This window comes from Pseudomonas pharyngis (assembly GCF_021602345.1).
Lineage (GTDB): Bacteria > Pseudomonadota > Gammaproteobacteria > Pseudomonadales > Pseudomonadaceae > Aquipseudomonas > Aquipseudomonas pharyngis.
The window spans coordinates 380785-402809 of sequence record NZ_BQID01000001.1; the positions used below are offsets into that span (position 1 = coordinate 380785).

At 61.3% G+C, this 22025-nt stretch carries 19 protein-coding genes; 10 read left to right on the forward strand and 9 right to left on the reverse strand.

Going from position 1 to position 22025, the window contains the following annotated elements; translation table 11 throughout:
• Positions 1-8: 8 nt before the first annotated feature.
• The 4 genes from L6D74_RS01760 to L6D74_RS01775 all read right to left on the reverse strand — a co-directional run bounded on the left by L6D74_RS01760 (position 9) and on the right by L6D74_RS01775 (position 4768).
• Positions 9-1964, reverse strand: coding sequence for an acyltransferase family protein (locus L6D74_RS01760; RefSeq protein WP_064600293.1), 1956 nt, complete (start codon positions 1962-1964; stop codon positions 9-11).
• 137 nt (positions 1965-2101) lie between these two features.
• Positions 2102-3361: a transcription termination factor Rho gene (gene rho / locus L6D74_RS01765; RefSeq protein ID WP_011336486.1), complete on the reverse strand. Its 1260-nt coding sequence runs from the start codon at positions 3359-3361 to the stop codon at positions 2102-2104.
• Between the two features lie 249 nt (positions 3362-3610).
• A complete protein-coding gene (gene trxA / locus L6D74_RS01770; protein ID WP_003206727.1) occupies positions 3611-3940 on the reverse strand; it encodes a thioredoxin TrxA in 330 nt (109 codons plus the stop codon).
• Positions 3941-4060: 120 nt separating this feature from the next.
• Positions 4061-4768 (reverse strand): FadR/GntR family transcriptional regulator, encoded by a 708-nt coding sequence (locus L6D74_RS01775; RefSeq protein ID WP_007951828.1) that lies wholly within the window; start codon positions 4766-4768, stop codon positions 4061-4063.
• A 256-nt stretch (positions 4769-5024) separates the two neighbouring features.
• Here L6D74_RS01775 and L6D74_RS01780 point away from each other — a divergent pair, with 256 nt between their 5' ends.
• The 5 genes from L6D74_RS01780 (at position 5025) to ppx (ending at position 9634) form a co-directional block, all read left to right on the forward strand.
• Positions 5025-5810, forward strand: a complete 786-nt coding sequence (locus tag L6D74_RS01780; RefSeq protein ID WP_011336488.1) for a transporter substrate-binding domain-containing protein — start codon at positions 5025-5027, stop codon at positions 5808-5810.
• A gap of 21 nt (positions 5811-5831) precedes the next feature.
• Positions 5832-6512, forward strand: coding sequence for an amino acid ABC transporter permease (locus L6D74_RS01785; RefSeq protein WP_039765327.1), 681 nt, complete (start codon positions 5832-5834; stop codon positions 6510-6512).
• Entirely contained in the window at positions 6509-7159 is a 651-nt protein-coding gene (locus L6D74_RS01790; RefSeq protein WP_007951832.1) for an amino acid ABC transporter permease, read from the forward strand. The genes L6D74_RS01785 and L6D74_RS01790 overlap by 4 nt, the downstream gene beginning before the upstream one ends.
• Positions 7146-7883, forward strand: a complete 738-nt coding sequence (locus L6D74_RS01795; RefSeq protein WP_064600296.1) for an amino acid ABC transporter ATP-binding protein — start codon at positions 7146-7148, stop codon at positions 7881-7883. The genes L6D74_RS01790 and L6D74_RS01795 overlap by 14 nt, the downstream gene beginning before the upstream one ends.
• Before the next feature lie 248 nt (positions 7884-8131).
• Positions 8132-9634 carry an exopolyphosphatase gene (ppx, locus tag L6D74_RS01800; RefSeq protein WP_039765323.1) on the forward strand — a complete coding sequence of 501 codons (1503 nt, stop codon included), beginning with the start codon at positions 8132-8134 and terminating at the stop codon, positions 9632-9634.
• A gap of 266 nt (positions 9635-9900) precedes the next feature.
• On the opposite strand, the gene ppk1 is transcribed toward ppx, so the two are convergent.
• Complete coding sequence (gene ppk1, locus L6D74_RS01805; RefSeq protein ID WP_064600299.1) at positions 9901-12126, reverse strand: polyphosphate kinase 1; 2226 nt, start codon at positions 12124-12126, stop codon at positions 9901-9903.
• A gap of 18 nt (positions 12127-12144) precedes the next feature.
• The gene (gene hemB, locus L6D74_RS01810) at positions 12145-13158 is read right to left on the reverse strand and encodes a porphobilinogen synthase (protein ID WP_236187548.1); all 1014 of its coding nucleotides are present in this window, start codon (positions 13156-13158) and stop codon (positions 12145-12147) included.
• Positions 13159-13366: 208 nt separating this feature from the next.
• On the opposite strand from hemB, the gene L6D74_RS01815 reads away from it, so the two are divergent.
• Positions 13367-14023, forward strand: coding sequence for a DedA family protein (locus L6D74_RS01815; protein WP_236187549.1), 657 nt, complete (start codon positions 13367-13369; stop codon positions 14021-14023).
• Here the strand turns inward: L6D74_RS01815 and L6D74_RS01820 are convergent.
• Positions 14004-15239, reverse strand: a complete 1236-nt coding sequence (locus L6D74_RS01820) for a sterol desaturase family protein (protein WP_236187550.1) — start codon at positions 15237-15239, stop codon at positions 14004-14006. The genes L6D74_RS01815 and L6D74_RS01820 overlap by 20 nt on opposite strands.
• A 115-nt stretch (positions 15240-15354) precedes the next feature.
• On the opposite strand from L6D74_RS01820, the gene elbB reads away from it, so the two are divergent.
• The gene (gene elbB / locus L6D74_RS01825; protein WP_085612043.1) at positions 15355-16023 is read left to right on the forward strand and encodes an isoprenoid biosynthesis glyoxalase ElbB; all 669 of its coding nucleotides are present in this window, start codon (positions 15355-15357) and stop codon (positions 16021-16023) included.
• Between the two features lie 130 nt (positions 16024-16153).
• On the opposite strand, the gene L6D74_RS01830 is transcribed toward elbB, so the two are convergent.
• Positions 16154-16609 carry a YaiI/YqxD family protein gene (locus tag L6D74_RS01830; RefSeq protein WP_064600974.1) on the reverse strand — a complete coding sequence of 152 codons (456 nt, stop codon included), beginning with the start codon at positions 16607-16609 and terminating at the stop codon, positions 16154-16156.
• A 4-nt stretch (positions 16610-16613) separates the two neighbouring features.
• Positions 16614-18509: an FTR1 family protein gene (locus L6D74_RS01835; protein WP_221398314.1), complete on the reverse strand. Its 1896-nt coding sequence runs from the start codon at positions 18507-18509 to the stop codon at positions 16614-16616.
• Positions 18510-18660: 151 nt separating this feature from the next.
• Here L6D74_RS01835 and L6D74_RS01840 point away from each other — a divergent pair, with 151 nt between their 5' ends.
• The 3 genes from L6D74_RS01840 to L6D74_RS01850 all read left to right on the forward strand — a co-directional run bounded on the left by L6D74_RS01840 (position 18661) and on the right by L6D74_RS01850 (position 22022).
• The gene (locus L6D74_RS01840) at positions 18661-20034 is read left to right on the forward strand and encodes a COG3014 family protein (RefSeq protein ID WP_236187551.1); all 1374 of its coding nucleotides are present in this window, start codon (positions 18661-18663) and stop codon (positions 20032-20034) included.
• A 203-nt stretch (positions 20035-20237) separates the two neighbouring features.
• Positions 20238-21632 carry a COG3014 family protein gene (locus L6D74_RS01845; RefSeq protein WP_236187552.1) on the forward strand — a complete coding sequence of 465 codons (1395 nt, stop codon included), beginning with the start codon at positions 20238-20240 and terminating at the stop codon, positions 21630-21632.
• A gap of 15 nt (positions 21633-21647) precedes the next feature.
• A complete protein-coding gene (locus L6D74_RS01850; protein ID WP_011336502.1) occupies positions 21648-22022 on the forward strand; it encodes a YcfL family putative periplasmic lipoprotein in 375 nt (124 codons plus the stop codon).
• Positions 22023-22025 lie beyond the last annotated feature (3 nt).

The window sequence follows — 22025 nt, forward strand, 5'->3', positions numbered from 1 at the left end:
GGCCTCGCTCAATTGTGGCTCGTCCCCAGCAGCAGAGGTGCAAACAGCGGGCTCAGCCGGGAGCTCCCCGCGTCCGAAAGATGATCCTCATCCTTGTACTGCGAATGGCCGTTGACCTCGATGCCGCAGACGCCATTGCCGCACATCAGCGGCGTTGGATCGATCACGTGCACACCCGGATCAGCGGCGCTCATGGAGTCGAACAGGCTGCTGAGGAAATGCTGGCGCGCCAGATGTTCCTCAAGCGGACGACCCAGCCCTTCGGCGGACCTTCCGATCCGCGCCAGGCTGGTCAAGCGGTTGATGGTGCCTTTGCGTTGCAGCGGCACCTCCTTGAACAGCCAGACTTGCGCCCCCGTTGCCCTCAATGCGGCAACTCGCGCCTTCAGCGCTGCGGCCATGCGTTGCTCGGCCTGGACGGTATCGTCTTGCGAATTGAGCAGCACCTTCTTATCGCCGTCTTCGCGGCCATACACGTAAAGGCTCCAGTTGGACGCCAGCACCACATCCTTGATGCCGAGGCTGCGCACACGTTCCATGGTCTGTTCGTTGAAATCCTTGCAGCGCTGACGCGGGTCGTCGCTGAGAATCGGCGGGCACGCGCTCATGCTGTACAGCCAAACCGGACGCCCCTCGCGACGGGCATTATTCTCGATGGCCGGCAGCAAGGCGGCGGCGTGGCTGTCGCCCCAAAACAATTGAGTGGCCGGAACATCCTCGTTGCCACCCACCAGACAGGCCTTGTCCAGCTCTTTATCCTGAGTCACCAGCATGCATTTCATCTGCCCTGCATGCCACTCACGGGACTGTGCATACTCCAGCGCTTTACCGGTCAGACGCTGAGGGACACCGTCGGCGGAACGGATCGCCGACCCCGTCGCCACGAGTGCAACGATGGCGGCCAGACCGCCCGCCAGCACTGCATTACGCGAGGCGAGCAAGCGTTTTTCGCGAAACGGCAGCTCGATATAGCGCAAACTCAGCCAGGCCAGACCCAGCGCCAAGGCTATCCAGCCGATTGCCTCAACAGGCTGAATGCCATCGATGGAAATCGCGTTGGCGTAGACAAACACCGGCCAATGCCAAAGATAGAGCGAATACGAAAGCAAGCCGACCCAGACCAACGGCCGCAGACTCAAGAGCCGCCCGGTGAGGCTCGCACCTTGCGCGCCCGACCAGATCAGCGCCGTCGTCCCCAACACCGGCAACAAGGCTGCCCAGCCCGGAAACACGGTGGATTTGTCAAAAGTGAACACCGCGACCAGCACTGCCGCCAGACCGGCCAGCCCCACGGCCTGATACAACCACGGACGCACCGCCTGCTTCGGCGCCGGAATTACCGCGAGCATCGCACCGCAGAGCAACTCCCAAGCCCGGGTAGGCAGCGAGAAGAAGGTGAATTCCGGCTTGTGTTCGATGTTGGCGATGTTCAAGCCGAACGATACCAGCAACACGGCGAACAGCATCCAGCGCCAATGGCGGAAATAGCGGATCAGCACCGCCATCAACAGCGGAAAGAAGATGTAGTACTGCTCTTCCACCGCCAGCGACCAGGTATGCAGCAGCGGCTTCAGATCCGAGGCTGGCTGGAAGTAGCCGTCCTCGCGCATGAACAGAATGTTGGAGATGAACAGCGACTGATAGCGCACTGTTCGCCCGAGTTCGGCGAAGTCCTTGGCCGTCAGCAGCAACCAGCCCAATGCCAGCGTCACCAGCATGACCACGCTCAGGGCAGGAATGATGCGGCGGGCACGGCGTGCCCAGAAATCAATGAAGCTGAAGCGCTGAGCGCTGATTTCGCGGAACAGGATCGTTGTGATCAGGAAGCCGGAAATGACGAAAAAAACGTCAACCCCGACAAAGCCGCCACTGAATGTACTGAATCCAAAATGAAACAGTACGACGGGAATAACCGCCAGAGCTCGTAATCCGTCGATATCACGGCGATTGCCAAACGTGTGCATGACCTTTCTCGTTTCTGGATACAGAGTCCTTGGAAAGCGCGAAAGTTATCAGCCACGTGCATTTCAATCCAGATACAAATAATCCGTCGCGAAAAAAAAAGCGCCCTTATGGGGCGCTTTTTTCAAACAACAGCGTATTACTTGCGCTTCATCGACAGGAAGAACTCGTCGTTGGTCTTGGTCGTCTTCAGCTTGTCGACCAGGAACTCGATGGCCGCCACTTCGTCCATCGGGTGCAGCAGTTTGCGCAGGATCCACATACGCTGCAGTTCGTCGTCGGCAGTCAGCAGCTCTTCACGACGAGTACCGGACTTGTTGATGTTGATGGCCGGGAACACACGCTTCTCGGCGATACGACGGTCCAGTGGCAGTTCCATGTTGCCGGTGCCCTTGAACTCTTCGTAGATCACTTCATCCATCTTCGAGCCGGTTTCAACCAGCGCAGTGGCGATGATGGTCAGCGAGCCGCCTTCTTCGATGTTGCGCGCGGCGCCGAAGAAACGCTTCGGTTTCTCCAGGGCGTGGGCATCGACACCACCGGTCAGCACCTTGCCGGAGCTCGGGATCACGGTGTTGTAGGCACGGGCCAGACGGGTGATGGAGTCGAGCAGGATCACCACGTCCTTCTTGTGTTCGACCAGGCGCTTGGCCTTCTCGATCACCATTTCAGCCACTTGCACGTGACGGGTCGGTGGCTCGTCGAAGGTCGAGGCAACCACTTCGCCGCGCACGGTGCGCTGCATTTCGGTCACTTCTTCCGGACGCTCGTCGATCAACAGCACGATCAGGTGAACTTCAGGGTTGTTACGGGCGATGTTCGCTGCGATGTTCTGCAGCATGATCGTTTTACCGGCTTTCGGCGGTGCAACGATCAGACCACGCTGGCCTTTGCCGATCGGAGCGCACAGGTCGATCACACGACCGGTCAGGTCTTCGGTGGAACCGTTGCCGGCTTCCATCTTCATGCGCACGGTCGGGAACAGCGGGGTCAGGTTCTCGAAGAGAATCTTGTTCTTCGCGTTCTCAGGACGATCGAAGTTGATCGTGTCGACCTTGAGCAGGGCGAAATAACGCTCGCCTTCCTTCGGAGGGCGGATCTTGCCAACGATGGTGTCACCGGTGCGCAAGTTGAAACGGCGGATCTGGCTCGGCGAGACGTAGATGTCGTCAGGACCGGCGAGGTAGGAAGCGTCAGCGGAGCGCAGGAAGCCGAAGCCGTCCTGGAGAATCTCCAGCACGCCATCACCGGAGATTTCCTCACCGCTTTTAGCGTGCTTTTTCAGCAGGGAGAAAATCACGTCCTGCTTGCGCGAACGGGCCATATTTTCTATGCCCATCTGTTCGGCCAATTCGAGCAGTTCGGTAATCGGCTTTTGCTTGAGTTCAGTCAGATTCATATAGGAATGACGTAATCATTTATGGAGGGGGGGGAAATTAAGCTTTTGGCTTAATGAGGCCGCGCCGCGGAGAGGCGACAGGATCGCGTACTTATTCGAAAAGGAGTGCGTCGGCGACGGCTAGCAGGGGGCAGTGGAGAAACCAGTGCGGGGCCGAATGTACCACCTGAGTTTCGGAGCGTCTAGCCCTGAATACGCAAAAAGCCCCGCAATTTGCGGGGCTTTTTGAGGACGACTTTACCGCGACGCTTAGATGTTGGCGTCGAGGAAAGCAGCCAGTTGCGACTTCGACAGAGCGCCGACCTTGGTCGCTTCCACGTTGCCGTTCTTGAACAGCATCAGGGTCGGAATACCACGTACGCCGTGCTTGGCAGGGGTTTCCTGGTTTTCGTCGATGTTCAGCTTGGCGACGGTCAGCTTGCCTTTGTAAGTCTCTGCAATCTCGTCCAGAACCGGAGCGATCATTTTGCAAGGGCCGCACCATTCAGCCCAGTAGTCGACCAGGACAGCGCCTTCGGCCTTGAGTACGTCGGCTTCGAAGCTAGCGTCGCTAACGTGTTTGATCAGATCGCTGCTCATGGAATTCTCCAGGTTGTAAGCAAAAAAACGTGGCCCATCATAGCCGCCCTTCCCTTGTTCAGGAAGCCGCAGATGATTGAGTCTTGCTATGGCACTCGATGAGTTTGGGTATAGCTCAAGTCACGCGCTGGCGGGGGCGATGAAGGAAATTCCGGTGCGCAGGGCCGCGTTGCGCACGTGCTCCTGCATGGCTTTCTGCGCGGCGGCGGAGGCCCGGCGGGCCAGGGCGCGGAGGATCTTGCGGTGTTCCTGCCAGGTTTCCATGGCCCGCTCGGCGCGGATGAACGGTAGCTTCTGGCTCTCCAGAAAGATGTCGGCGCTGGCGGTGAGGATGCTCAGCATCGCCTGATTGCCGCTGGCCAGGAGGATCCGCCGGTGGAATTCGAAATCCAGTTTCGCCGCCGCCTCGAAGTCGCCGGCGCGCAGTTGCTCGCGCATGGCGGCGACGTTGTCTTCCAGTTCGTCCAGATCAAACGTGCTCAACGTCACGGCCGCCAAACCGGCCGCAAACCCTTCCAGCGCATAGCGCAACTGAAAGATTTCCAGCGGCGAAGCCTGGGCGGCGAACGGCCAGGCCGGTGCGCCCTCGCCACGAGGCAACTCGACCGGCGCCTGCACGAACACGCCTTTGCCCGGTTGAATGCTGACCACACCCAGCGCACTCAAGGACGACAACGCCTCACGCAACGACGCGCGGCTGACGCCCAGCTGAACCGCCAGATCCCGCTGCGAGGGCAACGCATCGCCGGGGCCGAAGCCCTGCTCGGTAATCAGTTTGCGGATCGCTTGCAGCGCCACTTCGGGTACGGCGCGGGAGATCGAGTTCATGGTTTTCCAGACGGACCAGGCCAAGGTGCGGCCAGTTGTAAAGCTATTCGAGGCATCAGGCAAGTCGTGCCCCAGCGGGGTTCGACGGTGCGCGTCGATGCGCTATCGCAGTGCGAAATCCGACCTGACTGTTCAGACCAGTAAGACCGAACAAACCCGCCAAACCCGTGGCTTTGCGACGCCAAACCCCTGTCTTGGCACGGCCCGTGCTCTGTCCGATCGCAGAATTCACTTCCCGCCGATCCGGAGATTGTCCATGACGAAGCGTTACAGCGCCCTCCTCGCCGCCCTGTTTGCCGGTCTGATGCTGAGCCAGGCCCCCGCCCATGCCGACGGTCTGGATGACGTGGTCAAGCGCGGCACCTTGAAAGTCGCCGTGCCCCAGGACTTCCCGCCGTTCGGTTCGGTCGGCCCGGACATGAAGCCGCGCGGCCTCGATATCGACACCGCGAAACTGCTGGCCGAGCAGCTCAAGGTCAAACTCGAACTGACCCCGGTCAACAGCACCAACCGCATTCCGTTCCTGACCACCGGCAAGGTCGACCTGGTGATTTCCAGCCTCGGCAAGAACCCCGAGCGCGAGAAGGTCATCGATTTCTCCCGCGCCTACGCGCCGTTCTACCTCGCCGTGTTCGGCCCGCCGGATGCAGCGGTCAGCACCCTCGACGATCTCAAAGGCAAAACCATCAGCGTCACCCGTGGCGCCATCGAAGATATCGAGCTGACCAAGGTCGCCCCCGAAGGCGTGACCATCAAGCGCTTCGAAGACAACAACTCGACCATCGCCGCCTACCTCGCAGGTCAGGTCGACCTGATCGCCAGCGGCAACGTGGTAATGGTCGCGATCAGTGAAAAGAACCCCAAACGCGTACCCGCGCTGAAAGTGAAGCTCAAGGATTCGCCGGTCTACGTCGGCGTGAACAAGAACGAGCCGGCGCTGCTGGGCAAGGTCAACGAGATCCTGACCACCGCCAAGGCTGACGGCGCGCTGGAAAAGAACGCGCAGACCTGGCTCAAAGAGCCGCTGCCGGCCGACCTCTGACCGGCGACGCGGGAGACCTTCATGGCCTATCAGTTCGATTTTTTGCCGGTGGTGGAAAACACCGACCTGCTCTTGCGCGGGGCGCTGTTCACCCTTGAGCTGACGGCCATCGGCGCACTCTTCGGGGTTGGCGTGGGCATCGTCGGGGCGCTGGTGCGGGCGTGGAACATCCGCCCGTTCTCGGCGATCTTCGGCGTGTATGTGGAGTTGATCCGCAACACGCCGTTTCTGGTGCAGTTGTTCTTCATCTTCTTCGGCCTGCCGTCCCTCGGCGTGCAGATTTCCGAGTGGCAGGCGGCGGTGCTGGCGATGGTGATCAATCTCGGTGCGTACTCGACCGAAATCATCCGCGCCGGCATCCAGGCGATCCCGCGCGGACAACTGGAAGCGGCGGCGGCATTGGCGATGAGCCGCTTCGAGGCGTTTCGTCACGTGGTGCTGCTGCCGGCGCTGGGCAAGGTCTGGCCGGCGCTGAGCAGCCAGATCATCATCGTCATGCTCGGTTCGGCGGTGTGTTCGCAGATTGCCACCGAAGAATTGAGCTTCGCCGCCAACTTCATTCAGTCGCGCAACTTCCGCGCCTTTGAAACCTATGCGCTGACCACCCTCATTTATCTGTGCATGGCGCTGCTGATCCGTCAGCTATTGAACTGGCTCGGTCGGCGTTATCTGTCTAAAAGCAGCGCAAGGAGCAGCCAATGAGCGACTTCACGTTCTGGGACATCCTGCGCAATCTGCTGACCGGCCTGCAATGGACGCTGGCGCTGTCGCTGGTGGCGTTCATCGGCGGCGGTATCGTCGGGTTGCTGATCCTGATCATGCGCATCTCGAAAAACCCGCTGCCCAGCAGCATCGCCCGCACCTGGATCGAACTGTTCCAGGGCACACCGCTGTTGATGCAGCTGTTTCTGGTGTTCTTCGGCGTGGCCCTGGCCGGGGTGGAAATTTCGCCGTGGATGGCGGCGGCGATTGCCCTGACCCTGTTCACCAGTGCTTATCTGGCGGAGATCTGGCGCGGCTGCGTCGAGGCGATTCCCAATGGTCAGTGGGAAGCTTCGTCGAGCCTGGCGCTGAATCCGCTGGAGCAACTGCGCTACGTGATCTTGCCGCAAGCGCTGCGGATTGCCGTGGCGCCGACCGTGGGCTTCTCGGTGCAAGTGGTCAAGGGAACCGCGGTGACCTCGATCATCGGCTTCACCGAGCTGACCAAGACCGGCGGCATGCTCGCCAACGCCACTTTCGAACCGTTCATGGTCTACGGCCTCGTTGCCTTGGGCTACTTCCTGCTCTGCTACCCCCTGTCCCTCAGTGCGCGCTACCTGGAAAGGAGACTGCATGCCTCTGCTTAGAATTTCTGCCCTGCATAAATATTACGGCGATCACCACGTGCTCAAAGGCATCGACCTGAGCGTCGAGGAAGGTCAGGTGGTGGCGATCATCGGCCGCAGCGGCTCAGGCAAGTCCACCCTGCTGCGCACCCTCAACGGTCTGGAGTCCATCAACGACGGTGTGATCGAAGTTGACGGCGAATACCTCGACGCCGCCCGCGCCGACCTGCGCAGCCTGCGGCAGAAAGTCGGCATGGTGTTTCAGCAGTTCAACCTTTTCCCGCACCTGACGGTGGGTGAAAACGTGATGCTCGCGCCGCAGGTGGTGCAGAAAGTGCCCAAGGCCAAGGCACAAGAACTGGCGCGACAGATGCTGGAACGTGTGGGTCTGGGTGAGAAGTTCGATGCCTTCCCGGAGCGTCTCTCCGGCGGTCAGCAACAGCGCGTGGCGATTGCCCGGGCGCTGGCGATGTCGCCCAAGGTGCTGCTGTGCGACGAGATCACCTCGGCGCTGGACCCGGAGCTGGTCAACGAAGTGCTCAGCGTGGTCCGCCAGCTCGCGAAGGAAGGCATGACCCTGATCATGGTCACCCACGAAATGCGCTTCGCTCGGGAGGTCGGGGACAAACTGGTGTTCATGCATCAGGGCAAGGTGCACGAGGTAGGGGACCCGAAAGTGCTGTTTGCCGATCCGCAGACGCCGGAACTGGCGAACTTCATTGGCACCGTCGAGGCGACTGCCTGAAGGATTTTCAGGGACTTTTCTGACCTCATCGTCGGATCGCCGCCCGGACCAAGCCCGCTCCCACAGGGTTCTCTAGCGGGATACCGTTTTGTGTTCGACACAAAACCTGTGGGAGCGGGCTTGCCCGCGAATGGCCGCGCCGCGGTCTTGAGACTTTATGCGCTGAATCAACGGTTTGAACCATGCGCGTTGGCGGCAGCGTTTGATCGTGGCACGATGTCGGGGTTATCGACCGAGACCCCCAGACCATGCCGCAATCCCAAGCCAAGAATCTGTCCCTGATCGCCGCGATCGACCTGGGCTCCAACAGCTTCCATATGGTCGTGGCCAAGGCCCAGAACGGCGAAATCCGTATTCTCGAACGGCTCGGAGAAAAGGTTCAGCTGGCCGCTGGCATCGACGATGAGCGTCAGCTCAACGAAGAATCCATGCAGCGCGGGCTCGACTGCCTCAAGCGCTTTGCCCAACTGATCAACGGCATGCCACTGGGCGCCGTGCGGATCGTCGGCACGAACGCCCTGCGTGAGGCGCGCAACCGTGGCGAATTCATCCGCCGCGCAGAAGAAATCCTCGGCCATCCGGTGGAAGTCATCTCCGGCCGTGAAGAGGCCCGCCTGATCTACCTCGGCGTGTCCCACACCCTCGCCGACACCCCGGGCAAACGCCTGGTCGCCGACATCGGCGGCGGCAGTACCGAATTCATCATTGGCCAGCGTTTCGAACCGCTGCTGCGCGAAAGCCTGCAAATGGGCTGCGTGAGTTTCACCCAGCGCTACTTCAAGGACGGCAAGATCACCCCGGCCCGCTACGCCCAGGCGTACACGGCGGCGCGCCTGGAGATCATGAGCATCGAACACGCCCTGCATCGCCTGACCTGGGATGAAGCCATCGGCTCCTCGGGCACCATCCGCGCCATCGGTCTGGCGCTGAAGGCCGGCGGTCATGGCACCGGCGAGGTGAATGCCGAAGGCCTGGCGTGGCTCAAGCGCCGTCTGTTCAAGCTCGGCGATGTCGACAAGATCGATTTCGAAGGCATCAAGCCGGATCGTCGGGCGATCTTCCCGGCCGGTCTGGCGATTCTCGAAGCGATCTTCGACGCCCTCGAACTGCAACGCATGGATCACTGCGAAGGCGCGCTGCGTGAAGGCGTGCTCTACGACCTGCTCGGCCGCCATCACCACGAAGACGTGCGCGAACGCACCCTGACCTCGCTGATGGAGCGCTACCACGTCGATCAGGAACAGGCCGCACGGGTCGAGCGCAAAGCCTTGCACGCCTTCGATCAAGTGGCCGTGGATTGGGAGCTGGACGACGGCATCTGGCGCGAACTGCTGGGCTGGGCGGCGAAAGTGCACGAAGTCGGGCTCGACATCGCGCACTATCACTACCACAAGCACGGCGCCTACCTGATCGAACACTCGGACCTCGCCGGGTTCTCCCGCGAAGACCAGCAAATGCTCGCCCTGCTGGTGCGCGGCCACCGTCGCAACATCCCCAAGGACAAGTTCGCCGAGTTCGGCGACGACGGCGACAAGCTGATCCGCCTGTGCGTGCTGCTGCGTTTCGCCATCCTGTTCCACCACATCCGTGGCACTCAGGCGATGCCGCAAGTGACGCTGCATGCAAATGGCAACCACCTCGACGTGGAATTCCCGGAGAACTGGCTGGATGAAAATCAGCTGACCCAGGCGGATTTCGGGCTTGAGGCGGAGTGGCTGACGCGGGTGGGGATTGTCCTGACCGTACATTGAGTAACGGGCGGGCACAAAAAAGGCGATCCTTCGGGATCGCCTTTTTATTGGGTGCTCGGCTGGATTCAGGTGGTGTGCTTACGATCGATCCCCCTCACCCCAACCCTCTCCCCCAAGGGGACGAGGGGGGAAAGGGAGCCGATCTTCATGCTTTTCAAGACCTGAGTTCGACTCGATATTTCAGGTCGATGTACCTCGAGCATCCAACTCGATCAGTCCCCTCTCCCTCTGGGAGAGGGTTAGGGTGAGGGGGTGCTTTTAAGCTCTCAGCTGCTCACCGGCAGAATCGGACTGCCCAATCGCTCCAGCAACGTCGCCTGCGCACTGCGCGGGTTCTGGTTGCCGGTCGGCGTGTTGCGGATGTAGCGACCGTCCGATTGCAGGCTCCAGCTGTGGGTGTTGTCGGTCAGGTACAGCTCCAGCTCTTTCTTGACCCGGGTCAGCAGCTTCTTGCCTTCCACCGGGAAGCAAGTCTCGACGCGCTTGTCGAGGTTGCGTTCCATCCAGTCGGCGCTGGACAGGAACATCTGCTCTTCGCCACCGTTGAGGAAGTAGAACACTCGGGTGTGCTCAAGGAAGCGGCCGATGATCGAGCGCACGTGGATGTTGTGCGAAACCCCGGCGATGCCCGGACGCAGGCAGCACATGCCGCGCACCACCAGATCGATGCGCACGCCGGACTGGCTGGCCTTGTACAGCGCGCGAATGATCTTCGGATCGGTCAGCGAGTTGAACTTGGCGATGATGTGCGCCGGTTTACCGTCGAGCGCGAATTGCGTCTCGCGGGTGATCATGTCGAGCATGCCCTTCTTCAGAGTGAACGGCGCATGCAGCAGCTTCTTCATGCGCAGCGTCTTGCCCATGCCGATCAACTGGCTGAACAGTTTGCCGACGTCTTCGCACAAGGCGTCGTCGGAGGTCAGCAGGCTGTAGTCGGTGTACAGACGGGCGTTGCCGGCGTGGTAGTTACCGGTGCCGAGGTGCGCGTAACGCACGATCTCACCGGCCTCGCGGCGCAGGATCAGCATCATCTTGGCGTGGGTCTTGAAGCCGACCACACCGTAGATCACCACCGCACCCGCCGCTTGCAGACGGCTGGCCAGTTGCAGGTTGGACTCTTCGTCGAAGCGCGCTCGCAGCTCGATGACCGCCGTCACTTCCTTGCCGTTACGCGCGGCGTCCACCAGCGCATCGACGATTTCCGAGTTGGCGCCGGAACGGTACAGGGTCTGGCGCACGGCGAGGACGTGCGGGTCCTTGGCGGCCTGGCGCAACAGGTCGACCACCGGGGTGAACGACTCGAACGGGTGCAGCAACAGGATGTCCTGCTTGCTGATCACGCTGAAAATGTTTTCGCTGTTCTGCAGCAGTTTCGGGATCTGCGGCGTGAACGGCGTGTATTGCAGCTCCGGATGGCTGTCCAGGCCGGTGATGCTGAACAGACGCGTCAGGTTCACCGGACCGTTGACCTGATACAGCTCGGTCTCGCTCAGGTTGAACTGCTTGAGCAGGTAGTCCGACAGGTGTTTCGGGCAAGTGTCGGCGACTTCCAGGCGCACGGCGTCACCGTATCGACGCGAAAACAGCTCGCCACGCAGTGCGCGGGCCAGGTCTTCGACGTCTTCGGAATCGAGCGCCAGGTCGGCGTTTCGGGTCAGGCGGAACTGGTAGCAGCCTTTTACCTTCATGCCCTGGAACAGGTCATCGGCGTGGGCGTGGATCATCGACGACAGGAACACATAGTTGTCGCCAGGGCCGCCGACTTCTTCCGGCACCTTGATGATTCGCGGCAACAGGCGCGGTGCCGGGATGATCGCCAGACCGGAATCGCGACCGAAGGCGTCGATACCTTCGAGCTCGACGATGAAGTTCAGGCTCTTGTTCACCAGCAACGGGAACGGGTGCGTCGGGTCGAGGCCGATCGGAGTGATGATCGGCGCGATCTCGTCGCGGAAATAGCGGCGGACCCAGGTTTTGATCTTGGTCGTCCAGTGGCGACGACGGATGAAACGCACCTGATGCTTTTCCAGCTCCGGGAGCAGGATGTCGTTGAGGATCGCGTACTGGCGATCTACGTGACCGTGCACCAGCTCGCTGATCCGGGCCAGTGCCTGATGCGGTTGCAGGCCGTCGGCGCCGGCCTGTTCACGGGCGAAGGTGATCTGCTTCTTGAGGCCGGCGACGCGGATTTCGAAGAATTCGTCGAGGTTGCTGGAGAAGATCAGCAGGAACTTCAGCCGCTCCAGCAACGGGTAGGACTCGTCCAGCGCCTGTTCCAGCACGCGGATGTTGAACTGCAGTTGCGACAATTCACGGTGGATGTACAGGCTGCTGTCATCCAGGCCGGGAATCGCGATCGCCGGAACCGCCGCGGCAGGCTCGGTTGCCGGCGCGGGTGGCGCAGGCTCCAGTTCCGGCGGGGTTTCGGTAATCTGCTCGACCACGGGTTGAGCTTCTTTTACGGCAACTTCAGTGAGTCCTTCGGTATTCATCGAATGTTCCTGGGAGGGCTATTTCTGCTCTCGTAACAATTGAGCGGCACGGACAGCAAAGTAAGTCAGGATGCCATCAGCGCCGGCACGTTTAAAGGCGGTCAGGGATTCGAGGATCACGCCTTCGCTCAACCAGCCATTCTGGATCGCCGCCATGTGCATGGCGTATTCGCCGCTGACCTGATAGACGAAGGTCGGCACTTTGAAGGCATCTTTTACCCGGAACAAAATGTCCAGGTACGGCATGCCGGGTTTGACCATGACCATGTCCGCGCCTTCAGACAAGTCCGCACCCACTTCGTGCAGGGCTTCATCGCTGTTGGCCGGGTCCATCTGATAGGAGGCCTTGTTCGCCTTGCCCAGGTTCGCGGCCGAACCCACCGCATCGCGGAACGGGCCGTAATAGGCACTGGTGTACTTGGCCGAGTAGGCCATGATCCGCACGTTGACGTGACCGGCCAGCTCCAGCGCTTCGCGGATCGCCTGAATGCGGCCGTCCATCATGTCCGACGGCGCAACCACCTGGGCGCCCGCAGCAGCATGGGACAAGGCTTGCTTGACCAGTGCATCGACGGTGATGTCGTTCTGCACATAGCCTTCTTCATCGAGAATGCCGTCCTGACCGTGAGTGGTGAACGGGTCGAGGGCGACGTCAGTGATAACGCCCAGTTCCGGGAACCGGTCACGCAGGGCGCGAGTAGCGCGCTGCGCGATACCTTCGGGATTCCAGGCTTCGGCGGCATCGAGGGATTTGAGTTCAGGCGGGGTGACCGGGAACAGCGCCAGCGCCGGAATCCCCAGCTCGACCCATGTGGCGGCTTCTTCAAGCAGCAGGTCGATGGTCAGGCGCTCGACACCCGGCATCGAGGCCACGGCTTCGCGGCGGTTTTCACCGTCGAGGACGAACACCGGCAGGATCAGGTCATCGACCGTCAGCACATTCTCACGCACCAGCCGCCGGGAAAAATCATCACGGCGATTGCGACGCAGGCGGGTGGCAGGGAACAGACGGTTGGCTGGGGTAAAGCTCACGGCAGACTCCTGAGCCCGCGCAAACGGGCGAGCGTGACAGTTATAGATGGCCATTATGACGGTCGTATGACAGTTATGTGCACCCCTGCGACAGGTAGTCGCTTTCCATTGTCCGTGTAGGAAATGTTCACGTCGAGACACATTTCGACACTTTCCTGAATGTGTCCGAAGGGTTAGGCTGCGCGTTCATTTCGCCAGCACCCAGACAATGCTCCAACAATTTCTGCATGACTTCGGCTACTTTGCCCTGTTTCTCGGGACGTTCTTCGAAGGCGAAACCATCCTGGTGCTCGCGGGCTTCCTCGCGTTCCGTGAATACATGGACATCAAACTGGTGGTGGTCGTGGCGTTCTTCGGCAGCTATGCCGGCGATCAGCTGTGGTACTTCCTGGGCCGCAAGCACGGGCGCAAGCTGCTGGCGCGCAAACCGCGCTGGCAGATGATGGGCGACCGCGCGCTGGAACACATCCGCAAGCACCCGGACATCTGGGTCCTGAGCTTTCGCTTCGTGTACGGACTGCGCACGGTGATGCCGGTGGCAATCGGCCTCTCGGGCTATCCCCCGGGACGTTATCTGCTGCTCAACGGTATCGGCGCCGCGATCTGGGCCACCGCCCTGGCCGCCGCTGCTTACCACTTCGGTGCCGTGCTCGAAGGCATGCTCGGCAGCATCAAGAAGTATGAGTTGTGGGTGCTGGGCGCTCTGCTGGTGCTCGGCCTGGGCCTATGGCTGCGCCGCCGGTTCAAGAATGCCCGGCTGGCGAAAAAGGTTTACGAGCAAGAACAGGCCGAGCTGCTGGCCAAGGCCGAACGGCACAAAGTCGAAATGACCAACGCCGCCGATCCTAAGACGCCAGCCGAGTAAGTCGCTGGCGACAGCAATACAGCCCGATGCCGCTGAGCAGGCTGTAACTGAGCAGGCCGACCCATATCCCCGGGCTGGCCGGCCAGAGTCCGACCAGCGGCGCCAGCCACACCAGCGGCAGGTTCGAAGCCAGCCGCAACACTTCCAGCTTGCCCGCCCACGGGCGATTCTCCAGGGCTACGCCCAACACGAACAAACCGAACGCCACCGCGCCCCAGCCGAGCAGCAATGCTCCGGTGGGCAGACTGTGTTCCAGATTCATCAGATAACTGCCCAGCGCCACATAGACGCCAAACTGCAACCCCACGTACCACTGCTGACGACTGTCCAGCGGCACCTCGAATTTGCGGAACTGACTCAGGTCCGGCTTGTTCATCGGGTACTTCGCCGCGACGTCCGCCGGACGCCAGCCGGTACGCATGAACCAGATCCGGATCTTGTCCCACGTACGCTCGGCCCGGCGCGCGTCATCCCATAGCTGCGCATAAAACTGCAGGTTGGCCCACAACGGGTTCCAGCTCGCCAGCGGCGTGGTCACGCCGAAAATCACCGGCTCGTTGTCGTCCTCCTCCTGGAAGGAGCCGAACAGTCGGTCCCAAATAATGAACACCCCGCCGTAGTTGCGATCCATGTAGAGAGCGTTCTGTGCATGGTGGGCCCGATGGTTGGACGGCGTGACGAAGCACCACTCGAACCAGCCGAGCTTGGGAATGTGCCGGGTATGGACCCAGAACTGATACAGCAGATTCAGCGCCGCAACGCTGACGAACACCAGCAGCGGCACCCCGAGCACGGCCATCGGCAGGTAGAAGATCCAGCTCAGCAGGAACCCGGTGCTGGTCTGGCGCAAGGCCGTGGAAAGGTTGTAGTCCTCGCTCTGGTGATGCACCGAATGCGCCGCCCAGAGAATGTTCCGTTCATGGCCCATGCGATGCAGCCAGTAATAGCAGAAGTCATAGAAGACAAAGGCAAACACCCAGACCCAGACGCTGTCCGCAGGCAACCTGACCAGCGCCAGATGCTCCAGGGCAAACGCATAGGTCACCAGGCCCACGCCCTTGGTCAACAGGCCGGTGGTGGTCGACAACACCCCGGTGCTGATGCTGCTCACCGCATCGGCCAGGCGATAGTTGCTCACCCCGCGCCAGCGGTCGGCGATGAGCTCCGCCGCAATCAACACGAAGAAAAACGGTACCGCATACAGGATGAAGTTCATGACGCGCCCTGGTCGGAATCTGTAGCTCAGATCCTAGGTGTAGCCGCGGCTTGATCCTATGGCAACGAACGACAAATTAGAGGACATTTAGCGCCATGAATCTGGAGAGAAACCCATGAGCAAAAAAGTTGCAGTGATCCTGTCCGGTTGCGGCGTTTACGACGGCGCCGAGATCTACGAAAGCGTCATTACCCTGTTGCGCCTCGACCAGCGCGGCGCCCAGGTGCAGTGCTTCGCCCCGAACATCGCTCAACTGCATGTGATCAATCACCTGACCGGCGAAGAAATGCCCGAGTCGCGCAACGTGCTGGTGGAATCGGCTCGCATCGCCCGAGGCAACGTCAAGGATCTGCGTGAGGCCGATGTCGAGGACTTCGATGCGCTGATCGTGCCAGGCGGTTTCGGTGCGGCGAAGAACCTGTCGAACTTCGCCATCGAAGGCGCCGGCTGCACCGTGCAGCCGCAAGTACTGGCGCTGGCCGAAGCCTTTGCCGAAGCGGGCAAACCGGTGGGCCTGATCTGCATTTCGCCGGCGCTGGCCGCGAAGATCTACGGCCCGGGCGTGACCTGCACCATCGGCAACGACGCCGACACGGCCGCCGCCATGAACAAGATGGGCGCCAACCACGAAGACTGCGCGGTGACCGACATTATTGAAGACAAGGCGCGCAAACTGGTGACCACTCCGGCCTACATGCTGGCGCAGTCGATCAGTGAGGCGGCTTCGGGGATCAACAAGCTGGTGGATCGGGTGCTAGAGCTGACCCACGAAAACGACGCCTGATCTCTTGGTCGAATACACACCCAATGTGGGAGCGGGCTTGCTCGCGAAGACGTCAGGTCAGACAACTATTCGTTGAATGACACACCGCCTTCGCGAGCAAGCCCGCTCCCACAGAGGATTTGTGTAATGTTCAGGTTTTGCGGGCGAGCCTTGTGAGGATCCGGTCCAGCGCATTGGCGAACGCCTGCTTCTCGCGGTCACCGAACGGCGCCGGGCCGCCAGTGACCTGGCCTTGCTCACGCAGGTCGGTGAACAGGTTGCGTGTCGCCAGCCGCTCACCCATGTTCTGCGCGTCGAACTCTTTGCCTCGCGGGTCCAGCGCTGCAACGCCCTTCTTCACCAGCCGGTCGGCCAGTGGAATGTCGCTGCAGATCACCAGTTCACCCGGCACCGCATGCTCCACCAGATAATCATCCGCCGCATCCGGGCCGCTCGGCACCACGATCAGCTTGACGAGCGCCAGCGCCGGCTTGCTCTGCGGCTGCCCCGCCACCAGCACCACTTCGAAGCGGCGTTTGAGGGCGAACTTCACCACCAACTCCTTGGCCATCTTCGGGCAGGCGTCGGCATCGATCCATACGCGCATCATCTCAAGCCGCCATGCGGCGCTTTTCAGCCACCCAACTGCGGCCATACAGCACGATGATCGCCGCAATCGCCACGGCCTGCGCCGTCAGCGAATAGGCATCAGCGTGAATCCCCAGCCAGTCGAAATCGAAGAACGCCACCGGCCGGGTGCCAAAGATCCCGGCTTCCTGCAGCGCCTTCACGCCATGACCGGCGAACACCACCGACAACGCGCAGAGCAGCGCCGCGTTGATGCTGAAGAACAGCGCCAGCGGCAGTTTCGCCGAACCGCGCAGGATCACCCACGCCAGACCGAACAGCAGCACCAGCGCCGTCGCACCGCCCGCCAACACCGCGTTGTGCCCGGCAGGACCGGCCTGCAGCCACAGGGTTTCGTAGAACAGGATCACTTCGAACAGCTCGCGGTACACCGAGAAGAACGCCAGGATCGCGAAACCGAAACGCCCGCCTCCGCCAACCAGACTCTGCTTGATGTAGTCCTGCCAGGCTGCCGCGTGGCGACGGTCGTGCATCCACACCCCGAGCCACAGCACCATGACGCTGGCGAACAGCGCCGTGGCGCCTTCCAGCAGTTCACGCTGGGAGCCGCTGACATCGATCACGTACGCCGCCAGCGCCCAGGTCCCGAGACCGGCCAGCAATGCCAGACCCCAACCGACGTTGACGCTGCGCACCGCCGATTGCTGGCCGGTGTTGCGCAGGAACGCGAGGATCGCCGCCAGCACCAGAATCGCTTCCAGACCTTCGCGCAGCAGAATCAGCAGACCGGAGATGTAGCTCAGCGACCAGCTCAATCCATCGCTGCCCAACAGGCCGGCAGACTCCTTGAGTTTGGCCTTGGCCGCATCGAGACGCTGTTCGGCCTGCTCCACCGGCAAGCCGTCCTGCAGCGATTGCCGATAGGCCATCAGGGACTTTTCGGTGTCCTTGCGCACGTTGGCGTCGACGTTGTCCAGCGAGCTTTCGACCAGTTCGAAGCCTTCCAGATACGCCGCCACCGACAGGTCGTAAGCCTGATCGTGTTCACCGGCACGGTACGCCGCCAGGCTCTTGTCCAGGGTCGCGGCGGTGTAGTCGAGCAACTGCGCCGGGCCGCGCTTGACCTGCGGCGGCTGCGCCCGTTGCGCACGGAAGATCGCGGCGGCTTCAGCGCCCTCGGCAGCCTGCACCTCGGCCGGGGTCTGGCGGGCCAGATCGGCAATGTTGTAGGTCTTGTCGGCTTTGGCCGTGGCCGGATCGGCGCTGAACTGCGCGATATAGGTCGCCAGATCCCAGCGCTGACGGTCGTCCAGTTGATCGGCAAAGGCTGGCATGTCAGTGCCTTCGACGCCCTGGCCGAGGGTGCTGTAGATCGCATACAGGCTCAGGTGATCCATCCGCGCAGCATCGCGCAGATTGGCCGGCGCCGGCGTCATACCGAGACCTGCCGGGCCGTCGCCGGCACCCGCGTCGCCGTGGCACACCGAGCAGTTTTGCGCGTAGAGCGGCGCACCACGGGTCGGATCAGGCGTGATGATCGGGGCCTGGCTGACTTCATAAGCCACCGCCAGTTTCGCCCCCAGTTGTCGGGCCTGACGGGCCACGTCCGCACCGTCCTGTTTCGCCGTGATCGCGGCGTGCAAGGCGCTGACGCCCTGTTCCAGCGCCGCTTTCTCCGGTTTGGCCGGCAGGCCGGCGATCAGCCCCTGCAGCACCTGGGTGAATTCCAGTTGCTCGCGGTATTCGCCATCGTCGATGACCTTGCCTGCCGCTACCGTCGGCGGGTAATCGGCGCTGATGTAATCAAGCAGGTGCAACGCTTGCGGCGCGCCTTCCACGGTGTCGGCCAGCAGATTGAAGCTGCTCAGGGCGCACAGCGGGAACACCAGCCAGGCCAGAAATCGGGACGCGGCAGTCATGAATGAGTCTCAAGTGGAAATGCGAAGTTACATATTGTTCACTTCGAGCGCGATTCCCTCAAGCTTTCTCTCCAATCCCCGGCACATGGCCACTGCCCACCCCTATAATCCTTCACCTTTCGCCTCTCTGCTCCAGGAAGAGCTGCACTCCATGCGCCAATGCTTGCTGCTCCCGGTATTAATCAGCGCGATCCTGCAACTGAGCGGCTGCGCGGCTTATCGCAATTACGATCTGGAAATGCAGCAGACCAATGACCGGTTGATGCTCGGCGACTATCAGGGCGCCCTGGATGTGCTGGAGTGGCACAACCCGTGGGAAGACAAGGACCTGCTCTACTACTTCGAGAAGGGTTCGATTCTCAGCTTCGCCAACGCCCGCCCGCAGAGCCAGAAAGCCTGGCGCAGCGCCGACCGGATGGTGTTCCAGCGTGAAGAAGCCGTGCCTTCCGCCCCCATGAAGCTGCTCAACCGGTTTGCCTATGAAATGGGCACCATGCTGGTCAATGACAAGCTCAGCCGCTACGAAGGCTATGACTACGAAAAAGTCATGCTGACCACACAGATGGCCCTCAACCAATTGGGTGAAAGTGATTTCGACGGCGCCCGGGCAGACATCAAGAAGACCCACGAACGTGAAGCACTGATCGCCCGCCAGCGGGAGCGCCAGTATGAAGAGCTCGAGGAACAGGCCAAAGCTCAAGGCATCGTCGTGCAATACAAGGATCTGCGGGGCTATCCCGTCACCACCCTGGACGCGCCAGCAGTTATCGAACTGAAGAACGGCTACCAGAGTGCTTTCAGCCATTACCTGGCCGGGTTCACCTACGAAGCGCTGGGTGAACGGGATCTGGCCGCACCGGGTTATCGCCAGGCAATCGAGTTGCGCCCGAACACGCCCTTCCTCGAACAGGCGCTGCGCAATCTCGACCAGCCGCCGGCCAAGGATGATGAAAGCGATGTTCTGATCGTCGTCCAGAGCGGTCTGGCGCCGGCCCGCAGCTCGGTAACGGTGCCGATCCCGGTGCGACTCAATGAAAGTCTGGTCATTACCGCACCGATCTCGTTTCCCATCCTGGTGCCGGACACCGTCACACCAGCGTTCGACCACATCCTGGTGGATGGCCGCAAACGCCCGCTGACCGTGATCAACAGCGTCACCGACATGGCGTTTCGTACGCTTCGCGATGACATGCCGGCGATCATTTCCCGGGCAATGTTCCGCGCCAACATGGCCGCCATCTCGCAGGCTCAGGAAAACGAACGCAATCCGGCCAAGTCCTCGCTGGTCGTCACCGAGCACGACCCCTTTGAGGAGGCCGACACCCGAACGTGGCGCACGCTCCCCGACAAGACATTGGTGGCGCGCATACGGCTGAAGAAAGGCGATCACCAATTCAATGCGCCCAATGCACCCGGAGCGTCATCGGTCACCCTGCGCATCGATCGCGATCACCAATTGGTCAACCTGCGAGTTCTGAGAGATGTCGCCAACGTAATCGGCAATGCCAGACTGCCGGATAAGTAATGGCACCCAACCAACCAGTGCAATTAAAAAGCTATTACATAGCCAGCATCGCCCGCTTATAATGCCGCGCCCGCGCTATCGCGTTGCGGCATTAAAGCTCCTCTTTTTATGAGGAATTGGCAGGAGGCCAGCGCCACTGCCGATCGGTCCCAGCAGCCCGACCCGCACCCGAGGCTGTCGCTACTCATGGAAGAAGTAACCCCATGGCATTCCGCGCTCCCACTCTGATTGCGCTCAGCGCTGTCACCCTGCTGTCCGGCTGTTCGGCGTTTCGCAACTACGATTCCGAACTGGCCCAGACCAACCAGCAACTGGCCACCGGCAACGTCGACGCCGCCCTGACCCTGCTGGAAAAGAACAACACCGGCCCGGACAAAGACCTGCTCTATTACTTCGAGAAAGGTGAACTGCTGCGCGCCAAGGGCGATCTGTCCGGCAGCCAGAATGCCTGGACCAGCGCCGACCAGGTGGTGGGCAAGTGGGAAGACTCGGTCAAACTCGACACCGACAAGTACCTGGCCCAGTTCGGCAGTTTCCTGGTCAACGACAAGGTGCGCCGCTACGAAGGCTACGACTACGAAAAAGTCATGCTGACCACGCAGATGGCCCTGAACCTGCTGGCGGTCAACGACTTCGACGGCGCCCGCACCGCGATCAAGAAGACTCATGAACGCGAAGCGGTGATCGCCGACCTGCGCGACAAGGAATACCTCAAGAGCGAAGAGGAAGCCGAGAAAGAAGGCATCAAGACCGAATACAAGGATTTGCAGGGCTACCCGGTCGCCAGCCTCGACGCGCCGGAAGTGGTCGGCCTGAAGAACAGCTACCAGAGTGCGTTCAGCCATTACCTGGCCGGTTTCGTCTATGAAGCTCTGGGCGAAAAAGACCTCGCTGCGCCGGGCTATCGCAAGGCTGCCGAACTGCGCCCGAATACGCCGCTGCTGGAGCAGGCGTTGGTCAACCTCGACAAACCGGTCAAGAGCGATGACAGCGACATTCTGATCGTGGTGCAAAGCGGTCTGGCGCCGGCCCGCGATTCGATCCGCGTGCCGTTGCCGCTGCCAATCTCCAACAACGTAGTGATCACTCCGCTGTCGTTCCCGATCATCAAACCTGACACTTCCACCGCGCCATTCGCGCAGATCGGTGTCGATGGCCAGCAGGTCGACCTGACCGCGCTGAACAGCACCACCGCGATGTCCCGCCGCGCCCTGCGCGATGACATGCCGGGGATCATCCTGCGCACCACCGTGCGCGCGATCACCAAAGGTGTGGCGCAGAAGAAGATCAACGAAACCAACCCGCTGGCGGGTCTGGCCGTAGGTATTTCTTCAGCTGTGCTCGAAGGTGCCGATACCCGTACGTGGCGCACCCTGCCGGACATGACTCAGGTTGTACGTCTGCGCTTGAAGAAAGGTGAGCACCAAGTCACTCTGCCGAGCGCCGTCGGTGGCTCTCAGGTCAAGGTCACCGTCGATCAGCGTTATCAGGTGATCACCCTGCGCGCCGTCGGCAATCAGGTGTTCGCCGCAGGCCTCGCCGCCCACGTCACCCCGAGCGCTGGCGCTACCGCCGTGGCCAGCCTCAAACAACCTTAAGAACGGAGTCTTTGCATGCGCTTCAAACTCATCGCCGTCGCTGCCCTCGCCCTGCTGGCGAGCGGCTGCGCTACCCCGCCACCACCGGAGCCGGGCAGTGCCGCGAGCAAGGTCGTGGCCATGGGCCCGCAGAAACACATCGTGGTCGGCGCGATGCGCGTGGCCCGCGAAAACGGCTTCATGACCGTCAACGTGCAGTTGAGCAACACCCTCAACAGCAACAAGACGTTCTACTACCGCTTCGCCTGGCTCGGGCCGGAAGGTTTCCCGATCGCCGAAGAAGAAGTATGGAAAAGCCAGATGATGTACGGCGCCCAGACCAGCTTCATCCAGGGCATCGCCCCGACGCCCAAAGCCGTGGACTTCCGTCTGGAACTCAAGACGCCTTAAGCC